This is a genomic window from Streptomyces sp. S6 (assembly GCF_054880855.1).
The window spans coordinates 1-13,631 of sequence record NZ_JBTYMC010000179.1 but is presented as its reverse complement, the minus strand read 5'-3'; the positions used below and the strand labels follow the sequence as shown (position 1 = coordinate 13,631).

Annotated in this window: 4 protein-coding genes; all 4 read right to left on the bottom strand. The window is 73.2% G+C overall.

Annotation, left to right across the window (positions count from 1 at the left end):
* Nucleotides 1-2,929 (bottom strand): type I polyketide synthase (locus ACVNF4_RS22885; protein WP_461804741.1); only part of this gene is annotated, 2,929 nt, incomplete at its 3' end.
* A 58-nt stretch (nucleotides 2,930-2,987) separates the two neighbouring features.
* On the bottom strand, nucleotides 2,988-11,777 hold the full coding sequence (locus ACVNF4_RS22880) for a type I polyketide synthase (protein ID WP_461804740.1): 8,790 nt from the start codon (nucleotides 11,775-11,777) through the stop codon (nucleotides 2,988-2,990).
* Between the two features lie 157 nt (nucleotides 11,778-11,934).
* Complete coding sequence (locus tag ACVNF4_RS22875) at nucleotides 11,935-13,134, bottom strand: cytochrome P450 (RefSeq protein WP_461804739.1); 1,200 nt, start codon at nucleotides 13,132-13,134, stop codon at nucleotides 11,935-11,937.
* Between the two features lie 37 nt (nucleotides 13,135-13,171).
* Nucleotides 13,172-13,631 (bottom strand): acyl carrier protein (locus ACVNF4_RS22870; protein ID WP_461804738.1); only part of this gene is annotated, 460 nt, incomplete at its 5' end.

Below are 13,631 nucleotides of genomic sequence, written 5' to 3'. Positions count from 1 at the left end.
ACGAAGTCTTTAACCTTCTCACCACACCACCAAGGTCGTCGATGTGACCCGACAGCGCGGTAGCCATCGACCTCCGGTATCCGAGCTGTTGCCCCCGCTCGCCGTCCAGCGTCGGGCTCCCGGCCGGGGTGAGCCGACGCCAGGTCACGCGGTAGCGCCAGGCGTCGACCGGGCGGCCGATCAGGGCGGTGGCTGTGGGCATCTCCATCCAGTAGTGCTTGTGCTGGAAGGCGTAGGTGGGCAGGTCGATGCTGTCGGTCTGTGGGAGGCAGCGGGTCCAGTCGACGGGGGCGCCGTTGGCGTAGGCCTCGCCGAGGGAGAGGAGGAGGCGTTCCGGGCCGCCTTCGTCTCGGCGGAGGGTGCCGGTGGCGGTGACGTCGCGGCCCATGCCGTCGGCCGTGTCCTGGACAGCGCTGGTCAGCACCGGGTGCGGGGTGACCTCGACGAAGAGGGTGTGGCCCTGGTCGAGGAGGGCTCGGGTGGCGGCCTCGAACTCCACCGGCCGGCGCAGGTTGCGGAACCAGTAGTCGGCGTCCAGTGCGGATGTGTCCAGGCGGCCGGCGGTCACGCAGGAGTAGAACGCGACACGGGACGCCACAGGGGACACGTCCTTCAACAGGCCCGCCAACTCTTCACGCACCGCGTCGACATGGGAGGAGTGCGAGGCGTAGTCCACGGCGATCCGCCGCGCCCTCACCCCCTCCGACTCCGCCCACGCCAACAACTCGCCCAGCGCCCCGGGTTCACCCGCGACCACCACCGACGCGGGCCCGTTCACCGCAGCGAGATCGATGCGACCGTCCCAGCGCTCCAACTCCTCACGCACCCGGGAAGCGGACAACTGCACCGACACCATCCCACCCTTGCCGGACAGCGCGAGAATCGCCCGCGACCGCAGAGCTACCACCCGGGCACCGTCCTCCAACGACAACGCCCCGGCCACGACAGCCGCCGCGATCTCCCCCTGCGAATGCCCCACCACGGCAGCGGGCTCGACCCCGAAGGACCGCCACACCTCCGCCAGCGACACCATCACCGCCCACAACACCGGCTGCACGACATCAACCCGCTCAAGGTCACCTTGCAGCGCCTCTTTGAGCGACCAGTCGACGAACCCCGACAACGCCTCCTCGCACTCCGCCATCCGCGCCGCGAACACCGGTGAGGAGTCGAGGAGTTCGAGCGCCATCCCCGTCCACTGCGATCCCTGACCGGGGAACACGAACACCGTCTTCGTCTTGGTGCCGGCGCCGGTCACGACGCCGGGGATGTCCTCGGTGCCGTCCTGGAGGGCCTGGAGGCGGGTCAGGAAGCCGAGGCGGTCGGTGGCGAGGACGACCGAGCGGTGTTCGAGGGCGGCGCGGGTGGTGGCGAGGGAGTGGGCGACGGCCGGGGTGGTGAGGTCGGGGTGGGTGAGGAGGTGGTCGTGGAGGCGGGCGGCCTGGTCGCGGAGGGCGGTGGGGGTGGCGGCGGAGAGGGTCCAGGGGAGGAGGTCGGTGCGGAGAGCGTCTTGCGCGGCCGGGCTCTCCTCGGCGGCCTCCGGCGTTTCCGAGGGCGGCTCCTCCAGGATCACGTGGACGTTCGTCCCGCTGATCCCGAAGGACGACACGCCCGCCCTGCGCGGACGTCCGGTGTCGGGCCACTCGCGGGCCCGGGTGAGCAGTTCCACGTTCCCGGCGGTCCAGTCGACCTCGGTGGAGGGCTGGTCGACGTGGAGGGTCTTGGGCAGGACGCCCGCCCGCAGCGCGAGGACGGTCTTGATGACGCCCGCGACACCGGAGACGGCCTGGGTGTGGCCGATGTTGGACTTCAGGGAGCCGAGGTAGAGGGGGCGGTCGGTGTCGCGGCCCTGTCCGTAGGTGGCGAGGACGGCCTGTGCCTCGATGGGGTCGCCGAGGCGGGTGCCGGTGCCGTGGGCCTCGACCGCGTCGACGTCCGAGGGGGCGAGTCCTGCTGTGGCGAGGGCCTGTCGGATGACGCGCTGCTGGGCGGGTCCGCTGGGGGCTGCGAGGCCGTTGGAAGCGCCGTCCTGGTTGGCGGCGGAGCCCCGGATCACGGCCAGCACGGGGTGGCCGTTGCGGCGGGCGTCGGAGAGCCGCTCCAGCAGGACGACCGCCGCGCCCTCGCCCCAGCCGATGCCGTCGGCGGCGTCCGCGAACGCCTTGCAGCGGCCGTCGACGGACAGGCCCCGCTGGCGGGCGAAGACGACGAAGGCGGCCGGGGTGGCGAGGATGCCGACGCCGGCGGCGAGTGCGAGGGAGCAGTCGCCCTGGCGCAGCGACTGGGTGGCGAGGTGCAGGGCGACCAGCGAGGACGAGCAGGCGGTGTCGACGGTGACCGCCGGGCCCTGGAGGCCGAGGGTGTAGGAGACGCGGCCGGACATGACGCTGCCGGTGCCGCCGGTCAGGGCGTACCCCTGGTCCTCCTCGGAGTCCAGCAGCATCGCGCCGTACCCGGTGGGCAGGCCGCCGACGAAGACGCCGGTGCGGGAGCCGCGCAGGGACGTGGGGTCGATGCGGGCGCGTTCGACGGCCTCCCAGGAGGTCTCCAGCAGGAGCCGCTGCTGCGGGTCCATGGCCAGGGCCTCACGCGGGGAGATACCGAAGAGCGACGGGTCGAAGTCGCCCGCGTCGTACAGGAAGGAGCCTTCCTTGGTGTAGGTCTTGCCGGGTTTGTCGGGGTCGGGGTCGTAGAGGCCCTCCAGGTCCCAGCCCCGGTCGGTGGGCAGCTCGCCGGTGGTGTCGATGCCCTCGTCGACGAGCCGCCACAGCTTCTCCGGCGAGTCGGCGCCGCCGGGCAGCCGGCAGGCCATGCCGACGACGGCGAGCGGCTCGCGCCACTTCTCCTCGGACTCCCGCAGCCGCTCCTGGGTGGTCTGCAACTCCGCCGTGACCCGCCGCAGGTAGGTGCGGAGCTTGTCCTCTGTCATGTGGCCGACTCCAGTTCGGTGTGGTGGGGCGTCCTGCGGAAGGCGGGAGAGCACGGGTTCAGGCGACGCCGAGGTCGCCGTCGATGAGGTCGAAGATCTCGTCGTCGGTGGCGGAGTCCAGCAGGGCCGACGAGCGGACGGGGGCTGCCGTGCCGGTGAGCCGGGCGGCGAGGTCGTGCAGCCGCTGGGCGATGTCGGCGAGGGTGTCCGGGTCCATGTCGGGTGCCTCGGCCGCCTTGAGCAGGGACTGTTCCGCGCGGTCCAGGTCCTGCTGGGCGTGGAGGGCGTCCCCGGGGACGGCACCGACGGCGAGTTCCCGGGCCAGGAGTTCGGCGAGGGCGGTCGGGGTGGGGTGGTCGAAGACGAGGGTGGCGGGCAGTTTCAGCCCGGTCGCCGCGTTCAGCCGGTTGCGCAGTTCGGTCGCGGTGAGCGAGTCGAACCCGAGGTCCTTGAAGGCGCGGTCCTCGGTGACGCCGTCGAGCCCGGTGTGCCCGAGGACGGCCGCCGCCTGCTCACGGACCAAGGAGACGAGGGTGTCGTGCCGTTCGAGGGCGGTGAGACCGGTGAGGGTGTCGCGCAGCCGGTTGCCATCTCCCTCGGATCCCTCGGAGGCGGTGCCGGAGAGGGCGCGGGCCGCCTCGGGGATCTCCTCGATCAGGGGGCGGCGCCGGGACAACGCGTAGACCGGCGCGAACCGCTCCCAGTCCATGTCGCTGACGGTGAGCGTCGTCTCCCCGTACTCGACGGCCTCGCGCATCGCCTCGATGGCCGGCTCGGGCCGCATCCGCCGTACGCCCATGCGCTCCAGCTGGTCGGCGACCTGGTTGGCGCCGCCGAGCATGCCGCCGTCGGCCCAGCCGCCCCAGGCTATGGAGGTGGCCGGCAGGCCCTTGGCGCGGCGCTCGTGGGCGAGGCCGTCCAGGTAGGCGTTGGCGGCGGCGTACACGCCGTTCCCGGCACTCCCCCACACCGCCGCGCCGGACGAGAACAGGACGAACGCGTCCAAGTCCATGCCGGCCGTCAACTCGTCCAGGTGCCGGGCGCCATCGACCTTTGCGGAGGTGGCCTCGGCGGTGGCGGACAGGACGTCTCCGAAGGTGGCGATGCCCGCCGCGTGGATGACAGCGGTCAGCGGGACGTCGGCGAGGACGGCGGCGAGGGCGTCACGGTCGGCGACGTCGCAGGCCGCGAAGGTCACCGACGCGCCGAGTGCCTCAAGTTCCCGGCCCAGTTCGGGCGCCCCGGGGGCGTCGGCGCCTCGTCGGCCGAGCAGCAGGAGGTGTTCGGCACCGGCGCTCGCGAGCCAGCGGGCGACGTGGGAGCCGATGCCGCCGGTGCCGCCGGTGATCAGGACCGTGCCGTGCGGCTGCCACGGGCGGGCCTCGCGGGCGGGGCGGGCGGCACGGACCAGGCGGCGGGTGTGGACGCCGGAAGCGCGTACGGCGAGCTGGTCCTCGGCCCCGCTCTTGAGGACGCCCACCGGCAGCGGGCCTGCCTCGGGCGTCCAGTCGATCAAGCCGCCCCACCAGTCGGGGTGTTCGAGGCCGACGACCTGACCGAGCGCCCACAGCGCGGCGGCCTCGGGCCGTACGGGTTCGTCGGCGCTGACGGCGGCGGCGCCTTCGGTGAGCCACCACAGCGGGGCCCGGACACCGGCCGCGTCGAGGTTCTTCAGCAGCGTCAGCGCGTCCTCGACGGTGGCGGGCGCGGCCAGCACCCCGGTGAAGTCCCCGGCGAGGGTGTCGGCCGTCTGCACGACCTCCGTCTCGACACCCGCCGCACGCAGCGTCTCCGCGACACCTTCCGGCGGCGCGACCAACAGCCAGCGGCCGTCCGGCACCGCGTCCTCGGCGACCGTCCCTCGCCGCCACACCACCCGGTACTTCCACTCGTCCACGAGCCGTCGTCCGGCGCCGACAGCGGCGGAGACGTCGGGCCAGTAGCGCTTGTGCTGGAAGGCGTAGGTGGGCAGGTCGATGCTGTCGGTCTCCGGGAGGAAGACACTCCAGTCGACGGGGGCGCCGTTGGCGTAGGCCTCGCCGAGGGAGAGGAGGAGGCGTTCCGGGCCGCCTTCGTCTCGGCGGAGGGTGCCGGTCGCGGTGACGTCGCGGCCCATGCCGTCCGCCGTGTCCTGGACGGCACTGGTCAGGACCGGGTGCGGGGTGACCTCGACGAAGAGGGTGTGGCCCTGGTCGAGGAGGGCTCGGGTGGCGGCCTCGAACTCGACGGGCCGGCGCAGGTTGCGGAACCAGTAGTCGGCGTCGAGCGCAGTTGTCTCAAGGCGGCCGGCGGTCACACAGGAGTAGAACGCGACACGGGACGGCTGCGGGGACACGTCCTTCAACAGGCCCGCCAACTCTTCACGCACCGCGTCGACATGGGAGGAGTGCGAGGCGTAGTCCACGGCGATCCGCCGCGCCCTCACCCCCTCCGACTCCGCCCACGCCAACAACTCGCCCAGCGCCCCGGGTTCACCCGCGACCACCACCGACGCGGGCCCGTTCACCGCAGCGAGATCGATGCGACCGTCCCAGCGCTCCAACTCCTCACGCACCCGGGAAGCAGACAACTGCACCGACACCATCCCGCCCCTGCCCGACAGCGCGAGAATCGCCCGCGACCGCAACGCCACCACCCGGGCACCGTCCTCCAACGACAACGCCCCGGCCACGACAGCCGCCGCGATCTCCCCCTGCGAATGCCCCACCACGGCAGCGGGCTCGACCCCGAAGGACCGCCACACCTCCGCCAGCGACACCATCACCGCCCACAACACCGGCTGCACGACATCAACCCGCTCCAGATCACCGCGCAGGGCGTCCTTCAGCGACCAGTCGACGAACCCCGACAACGCCTCCCCACACTCCGCCATCCGCCCCGCGAACACCGGCGAGGAATCCAACAGCTCCAACGCCATCCCGGACCACTGCGACCCCTGACCCGGGAACACGAACACCACACCCCCCGCCCCCACCCGCCCCTGCACCACACCCGCGTCAGCCGCCCCCGAAGCGACGGCGGCCAGCCCCCGACGCAACGCCTCCCCGTCCCCGCCGACCACCACGGCCCGGCACTCCATGCCCGCCCGCGACGCGGCGAGAGACACTGCGACGGAGCTGTCGTCCTGACGGTCGGTCACATAGGCGCCCAGCGAAGCGGCTTGAGCCCGGAGCGCGGCCTCTGTCCGCGCCGAGAGCACCCACGGAAGCGGTCCGCTGGGGGCCACCGGACGAGGCTCCACCCCGGGCACCTGCTCCAGGATGACGTGGGCGTTGGTCCCGCTGATCCCGAAGGAGGAGACACCGGCTCGGCGCGGACGGTCGTCCGAAGGCCACTCCCGCGCTTCCGTGAGCAACTCCACGGACCCCCCCGACCAGTCCACCTGTCCGCTCGGCGCGTCCACGTGCAGGGTCTTGGGCAGCACCCCCTCCCGCAGCGCGAGCACGGTCTTGATGACACCCGCGACCCCGGAGACGGCCTGGGTGTGCCCGATGTTCGACTTCAACGACCCGAGATACAGGGGACGTTCACGATCCTGCCCGTACGTCGCCAACAGCGCCTGTGCCTCGATCGGGTCACCGAGCCGCGTACCCGTCCCATGTGCTTCGACCATGTCGACCTCGTCGGGCGCGAGGCCCGCGTTGGCGAGGGCCTGGGCGATCACCCGTTGCTGGGAGGGGCCGTTGGGGGCGCTGAGCCCATTGGAGGCGCCGTCCTGGTTGATCGCGGAACCACGAATGACGGCCAGTTCACGGTGCCCGAGGCGGCGCGCGTCCGACTGCCGTTCCACGACGAGGAAGGCGGCGCCCTCGGACCAGCCGGTGCCGTCGGCGGCGTCCGCGAAGGCCTTGCAGCGGCCGTCGCCGGCTAGGCCGCCCTGTCGGTCGAACTCGTCGAAGGCGCCCGGCGTGGGCATGACGGCGACGCCGCCGACGAGGGCGAGGTCGCACTCGCCCCGGGTGAGGGCCTGTCCGGCGAGGTGCAGGGAGACCAGGGAGGAGGAGCAGGCGGTGTCGACGGTCAGTGCCGGGCCCTCCAGGCCGAGGACGTAGGAGATCCGGCCGGACATGACGCTGCCGCTGTTGCCGGTGAGGAGGTAGCCGCCGGACTCGCCGCCGTCGCCGAGGAGGGCACCGTATCCGGTGGGGGTGCCGCCGACGAAGACGCCGGTGCGGGAGCCGCGCAGGCGGGTCGGGTCGAGCCCGGCGCTCTCCAGGGCCTCCCACGAGGTCTCCAAGAGCAGTCGCTGCTGCGGGTCCATGGCCAGGGCCTCGCGCGGCGAGATGCCGAAGAACTCGGCGTCGAAGCCGGTCGCGTCGGCGAGGAACCCGCCCCGGAGGCCGCTGGTGTCACCGAACGCGTCCCAGCCCCGGTCCTCGGGGGCGTCGAGGATCGCGTCGCGGCCGTCGAGGACGAGCCGCCACAGGTCGTCGGGGTTCGTGACGCCGCCGGGGAGCCGGCAGGCCATGCCGACGACGACGAGGGGGTCGTCCGTGTCGGTGCGGTGGACGACGACGGTTCCGGTCAACGGTCGGGCGTCGCCTTGGAGTTGATGGCCGAGGTGGGTGGCGAGGGCGGCGGGGGTGGGGTGGTCGAAGACGAGGGTGGCGGGGAGGGTGAGGCCGGTCGCAGTGTTCAGGCGGTCGCGGAGTTCGGTCGCGGTGAGGGAGTCGAAGCCCAAGTCCTTGAAGGCGCGCAGTTCGGGGACTTCGGTGGTGTCGGTGTGGCCGAGGACGGCGGCGGCACGGGTGCGGACGAGGTCCAGGAGGGCGGTTCGGCGTTCGTTCTCGGTGAGCCGTTCCAGGCGGGCGCGCAGGGAGTCGTCCGGCTGCTCCTCGGGAGTCAGGGACTGCGCTGCCTCCGGGATGTCCTCGATGAGGGGACGGCGGCGGGCGCCCGCGTAGACGGGGGTGAAGCGGGACCAGTCGGTGTCGGTGACGGTCAGGGTGGGTTCGTCGTGCTCGACGGCCTCACGCATGACGGCGAGGGCGAGCGCCGGGTCCAGCAGGGCGAGGCCCATCCGGGCGAGGGACTGTTCGTCGAGGTCGGCGCCCATGCCGTCGCCGCCCCAGATGCCCCAGGCCAGCGAGGTCGCGGGGCGGCCTGCGGCGTGCCGGGCCTCGGCGAGGCCGTCGAGGTAGGCGTTCGCTGCGGCGTAAGCGCCCTGGGCGCCGCCGCCCCAGGCTGCGGCGCCGGAGGAGAACAGGACGAAGGCGTCGAGGTCCAGCCTGGCGGTCAGCTCGTCCAGGTGCCGGGCGCCCGTCGCCTTCCCGGCGAGGACTTCGTCGAGTTCCTCGGGGGTGAGGTCGCGGACCTTGGTGTAGCGGACGACTCCGGCCGCGTGGACGACTGCGGTGAGCGGGTGTTCCTCGGGGATCCCGGCGAGGATCGCGGTGAGGGCGTCGCGGTCGGCGGCGTCGCAGGCCGTGAAGGTGACCGACGCGCCGAGTGCCTCCAGTTCCCGGCCGAGTTCGGGCGCTCCGGGGGCGTCGGCGCCGCGCCTGCTGGTGAGGACCAGGTGGCGGGCGCCCTCGGTGGCGGCCCAGCGGGCCACGTTGGCGCCGACTCCTCCGGTGCCGCCGGTGATCAGGACGGTGCCGTGCGGCTGCCATCGCTTGACGGGCGGGCGGGCGGAGAGGGGGGCGCGGACGAGGCGGCGGGCGAAGACTCCGGTGGCGCGTACGGCGAGCTGGTCCTCGCCTCCGGTGCCGCCCGCGAGGACTGCCGTGAGGGCGGTGGCGGTGCCGTCGTCCCATACGGCGGGCAGGTCGACGATCCCGCCCCACCAGCCGGGCTCCTCCAGCCCGACGACCTGTCCGAGACCCCACAGGCGGGTGGCGTCGGGCCGTACGGTGTCGCCGGGTGTGACGGCCACGGCGTGCCGGGTGAGCCACCACAGCGGGACCTTCGTTCCGGCGGCCCGCAGATCCTGGACGAGGGCCACCGCGTCGGCGGGTCCCTGCGGCAGCGCGACGACGCCCGCGTACTCGCCCTGGGCCGCGCGCGCGTCGGGTGCGGTCTCGACCTCGGCACCGGCGTCACGCAGGGCCTCGGCGACGGCGGACGTGTCCTCGGTGCCGACGAGGAGCCAGCGGCCGGTGAGTTCGGTGTGCGTCGTCTCGGTCGGCCGCCAGGTGATCCGGTAACGGCGGGCGTCCTCGCGGCGGCTGCCGGCCGGAGTGCCGGGACGCGGCCAGTAGCGGCGGTGCTGGAAGGCGTACGTCGGCAGCGGGACGCGTGGTCCGGCGCCGCCGAGGAGGGTGTCCCAGTCGACGGTGACGCCGTGGGCGTACGCCTCCCCCAGCGCCGCGAGCAGTGCCTCGGGCTCTTTGCGGTCCCGGCGCAGTGCGGGCACCGCGATCAGGCCCGGTCCGGCTTCGCGGACGAGCGCCGACAGGGAGCCGTCGGGGCCGACTTCGAGGACGTTGGAGATGCCCTGGGCCGCTGCGGCGCCGATGCCGTCGGCGAACCGGACGGCGGCGCGGACGTGGCGTACCCAGTAAGCGGGGGTGGTCAGCTCCTCCCCCGCGACCTCGCCGGTGACGTTCGAGATCACCGGGATCAGCGGCTCGTTGTACGTGACCTGCGCGAGGACTTGGGCGAATGCGTCGAGCATCGGCTCCACGAGGCCCGAGTGGAAGGCGTGACTCACCCCGAGGCGCTTGACCCGGCGGCCCTGGGCGGCGAACGACTCGGCCGCCTCCCGCACGGCCGTCTCCTCACCCGAAAGCACCACGGCACGCGGCCCGTTGACGGCCGCCAGCCACACGCCCGGTGCCTCGGCGATCTCGGGCTCCTCGGCCTCGACGGCCCACATCGCGCCACCGGACGGCAGGTTCCGCATCAGCCGTCCACGCGCGGCCACCACGCGACAGGCGTCCTCCAGGGACCACACCCCGGCCACGTACGCCGCCGTCAACTCGCCCAGCGAATGCCCGAGTACGACGTCAGGGCGTACGCCCCACGACTCCAGCAGCCGTGTCAGCGCGACCTCGACGGCGAACAGCGCGGGCTGCGCGAGCCCCGTCTCCGCCAACTCATCGGCGGAACCTCCGAACACCGCCTCCTTCAGGCCCAGTTCACCGAAACCGGCGCACACCTCGTCGAAGGCGGCGGCGAACACCTCGTACGCCGCGTACAACTCCCGCCCCATCCCGACCCGTTGCGCGCCCTGCCCGGCGAAGGCGAACGCCGTTCCGCCGCCGGTGGCGGCGCCTTGGACGAGGCCGGCGAGGTCGTCGCCGTCGGTCAGGGCCTGGAGGCCCTTGATCAGCTTGGGGAGGTTGGTGACGGTGAGGGTGGCGCGGTGGTCGAGGGGGGTGCGGGTGGTGGCGAGGCTGTGGGCGAGGGCGGGAAGGGAGGGGGTGGGGTGGCGGTCGAGGTGGGTGAGGAGGCGGGCGGCCTGGGCGCGGAGGGCTTCGGGGGTGCGGGCGGTGAGGGTGACGGGGACGGCGGGGAGGGTGCGGGTGGGGGTGTCGGGGACGGGGCCGGGGTCCGGTGCCTGTTCGAGGATGACGTGGGCGTTGGTGCCGCTGATGCCGAAGGAGGAGACTCCGGCGCGGCGGGGTCGGCCGGTCTCGGGCCAGGGCTGGGCTTCGGCGAGGACGCGGACGTCGCCCGTGGTCCAGTCGACCTGGCGGGTGGGTTCGTCGACGTGGAGGGTGCGGGGCAGGGTGCCCGCGCGCATCGCCATGATCATTTTGATGACGCCCGCGACACCGGCTGCGAACTGGGTGTGGCCCAGGTTGGACTTGACGGAGCCGATCCACAGCGGCTCTTCGCGGTGCCGGCCGTAGGTCTCCAGCAGGGCCTGCGCCTCGATCGGGTCGCCGAGCTTCGTCCCGGTGCCGTGTGCCTCGACGGCGTCCACGTCGGCCGGGGTGAGGCCCGCGTCGGCGAGCGCGGCACCGATCACCCGTTGCTGGGAGGGGCCGTTGGGCGCGGTCAGGCCGTTGGAGGCACCGTCCTGGTTGACCGCCGAACCCCGGACGACCGCCAGCACCTCGTGCCCGCCCCGGCGCGCGTCGGAGAGCCGTTCGACGACGAGGACGCCCGCGCCCTCGCCCCACCCGGTGCCGTCGGCGCCGTCGGCGAACGCCTTGCAGCGGCCGTCGGAGGCGGAGCCGCCCTGGCTGTCGAACTCGCCGTAGATCGCCGGGGTGGTCATGACGAGGACCCCTCCGACGAGCGCCAGATCGCACTCCCCGGCGCGTAGCGAGCGGGCGGCGAGGTGCAGGGCGACGAGGGAGGAGGAGCAGGCGGTGTCGACGGTGAGGGCGGGGCCTTCCAGGCCGAGGGTGTAGGCGACGCGACCGGAGAGGATGCTCGCGGGCAGGCCGGTGATGGCGTAGCCGTCGGTGTCGTCGGGCGAGCCGGCGAGGAGGGCGCCGTACTCCTGGGGGGCGCCGCCGACGAAGACGCCGGTGCGGGAGCCGCGCAGGGAGGCGGGGTCGATGCCGGTGTGCTCCAGGGCCTCCCAGGAGACCTCCAGGAGCTGGCGCTGCTGGGGGTCCATGGCGAGGGCTTCGCGCGGGGAGATGCGGAAGAAGCCCGCGTCGAAGCCTGCGGCGGAGGGCAGGAAGGCGCCCTGGTGGCCGGGGTTGTAGGTGGGCAGGTGCTGCCAGCCCCGGTCGGTGGGGGGTCCGGTCATGGCGTCCCGGCCCTCGGCGACGAGCCGCCACAGGTCCTCGGGGCCTTCGACTCCGCCGGGGAAGCGGCAGCCGATGCCGACGACGGCGAGCGGTTCGGTGGCGGCGGTGGTGAGCTGCTGGTTGGTGCGGCGCAGCCGCTCGTTCTCCGACAGCGTCGTGCGCAGCGCTTCGATGACCTCGTCGAGGGACGTGTTCATGGCCTTGTGGCTCCCAAGGGTGGTGCCGTCGGTGGTGGCGGGACGGTCGAGGTGCCTGTGTCGGACGCTAGGGCCGCACGGCGTCGGTGTAACCCCCAGAAGAGATCCACTCCGCACCCCTATCGGCGGGGGGCGGATCTCTAGGGGTGGCGGCTGCTCACCAGGTCACGGGGATGGCGAGGGCGCCGTGGACCATGTTGTAGCCGCGGAAGGCGATCTCGTCGCGGGGGACGGCGAGCCGGATGTCGGGGAAGCGGCGCAGCAGTGCGGTGAAGCCGACCTTCATCTCGATGAGGGTCATGGCGGCGCCGGGGCAGCGGTGCGGTCCGTACCCGAAGCCGACCTGCCGGCCCTGGGGGCGGGTCAGGTCGAGGCGGTCGGGGTCGGGGAAGTGGTCGGGGTCGCGGTTGGCGGCGGCGAGGGCGGGCACGACGAACTCGCCCTGCTTGACGGTGACTCCGGCGATGTCGAGGTCTTCGGTGGCGGTCCGGCCGCCGGTTGCGGAGATGACGCTGAGGTAGCGCATGAGTTCCTCGACGCCGGTGTCCTGGACGGCCGGGTCGTCGCGCAGCAGGAGGAACTGGTCGGGGTGGTCGAGGAGGGCGAGGAGGCCGAGGCCGAGGGTGTTGGCGACGGTGTCGAAGCCGGCGGTGAGGTGCATGTTGGCGATGCCGGTGATCTCCGCGTCGGAGAGGTCGTCGCCGTGGTCCCGTACGAGCATGCCGATCATGCCGTCGCCGGGTTCGGCGCGCTGGGCGGTGACGACGTCGCGCATGAACCGGTCGGCGGCGGCGACGAGTTCCGTCGCCTCCTCGGCGGTGGCGGCGAGTCCGGGGGCCTGTTCGGTGATCCTCAGGTAGCTCTCGCGCTGCGCCTCGGTGAGGCCGAGGAGTTCGCAGATGGCCAGCAGGGGAAAGGGCTTGGCGAACGCGGTCATGAAGTCGGTGCCATGGCCCTCGCGTTCGAGGGCGTCCAGGCAGTCCTCGGCGATCTTCTCCAGGCGGGGGACGAGTTCCCGCATCCGGCGGGCCGTGAAGCCGGCGGCGACGGTGCGGCGCAGCCGGGTGTGCTGCGGAGGGTCCATGTTGACGAAACTGCCCGGGGAGACGTCGAGGCCGGTGTCGTCGACGCCGGGGACCATGAGGGTGAGGGGGGTGAGGGCGCTGCTGAGGCGGGGGTCGTTGAGGGCCTCGCGGACGGCGTCGTAGCGGGTGACGACCCAGATGTCCCGGCCGTCGACCATCCGGTACCTGGTGACGGGTTCGTCTCGCTGGGCCCTGCGGAGTCGCGCGCTGGGGTCGTAGGGGCAGACGTCGTCCCGCTGGTAGGGCAGGGGGACTTCCATCTCCATGGGCATGGTGTGCTCCGTGCGTGCTGTAGGGGGATCGGGTGGGTCAGCGGATGCCGAACTCGTCGCCGATGAGGCTGAGGAGTTCGGCGGTGCTGGCGCCGTCCAGGTCGTCGCCGGTGTCCCGGGTGCCTGCGGTGGGGGCTTCGAGGCGGGTGAGGAGGGCGCGCAGACGGACCACGAGGGCGGGGTCGTCGGTGGGGGTGCGCAGGGCCTCTTCGAGGGCTTCCAGGGCGAGTCGGGCCGGGTCGGGAGCCTCGGCGGAGGCGAGGTCGAGTTCGGTGAGGAGGAGGGCGGCGAGGGCGGCGGGGGTGGGGTGGTCGAAGACGAGGGTGGCGGGCAGGCGCAGGCCGCTGAGGGCGGAGAGCCGGTTGCGCAGGTCGACGGACATGAGGGAGTCGAAGCCGAGGCTCTGGAAGGGTTTCCCGGGCGGCACGGCGCTGCCCGCCGCGAGGCCGGCCGCGGTGGCGGTCTCGGCGCGGACCAGGTCGAGGAGGGCGGTGGCC